General features: G+C 67.9%; 1 protein-coding gene. It reads left to right on the top strand.

What is annotated here, in order from left to right; all coding sequences use genetic code 11:
• Window positions 1–85 precede the first annotated feature (85 nt).
• Complete coding sequence (locus ACRX5S_RS41085; RefSeq protein ID WP_436778405.1) at window positions 86–856, top strand: transposase family protein; 771 nt, start codon at window positions 86–88, stop codon at window positions 854–856.
• Window positions 857–917: the final 61 nt, after the last annotated feature.

The raw sequence follows: 917 nt of genomic DNA, 5'->3' as shown, positions 1-917 counted from the left end.
TCACGGCCCCGTGAGCGGCACAAAGATCCGAGAGACGCGGCCTAAAGCGTGTTGCAGAACGCTGTGAGCTGGGCATCTCGCTTATATGGGCGGGGTGTTGCGGGTAGAGCGTGTCTGGGTGGAGACGTTCTCGGGTTTGCCGATGAGCCGGTTTCAACGGCTGGTGAGGGTGGTCCGTGAACGTGGCGGGGAGGGACCGCGGACGGGTCGTCCGTGGTGTTTGCCGTTGGACATGCGGGTGTTGTTGGTGGCGGTGTACTACCGCACGAACCTGACGATGCGGCAGATCGCGCCGCTGTTCGGGGTCTCCCCGGCGACGGTGTGCCGGGTGGTCCAGCGCCTCAGTCCGCTGCTCGCGATCGAGCCGGTCCGACGACCGATCGAGGCCGCGGACCGGCTGTGGATCGTGGACGGCACCCTCGTCCCGGTCCGCGACCGCAAGGTCGCTGCGTCCAGCCGCAACTACCGCTACTCGGCGAACGTGCAGGTCATCGTAGACGCCGACACCCGGCTGGTGATCGCCACCGGACGCCCCGTCCCGGGCAACCGCTCGGACGCGCAGGCCTGGCGGGCCAGCGGCCTGGCCGACGAGTGCCGCGGTGTCCCGTTGATCGCCGACGGCGCGTACATCAACACCGGCATGGCCGTCCCGCACCGCAAACGCCCCGGCCGGCCGCTCCTGGCGGCCGAGGAGGACGACAATGCCGACCACCGACATGTGCGGGTACGCGTCGAACACGCCATCGGCCGGATGAAGAACTGGAAGATCCTCCGCGACTGCCGCCAGCACGGCGACGGCCTCCACCACGCCGCACAGGCCGTCGCCCAACTCCACAACCTCGTCTACGCAGCGTGATCCAAAGCAGTCCGAACCGGAGCTGAACACGCAGCTCACAGCGTTGTGCAACACGCTTTAG

Origin of the sequence: Yinghuangia sp. YIM S09857 (assembly GCF_051388915.1) — a bacterium.
GTDB lineage: Bacteria > Actinomycetota > Actinomycetes > Streptomycetales > Streptomycetaceae > Yinghuangia.
The sequence above is the reverse complement of the archived record's forward strand: the minus strand, read 5'-3'. Positions and strand labels throughout refer to the sequence as shown.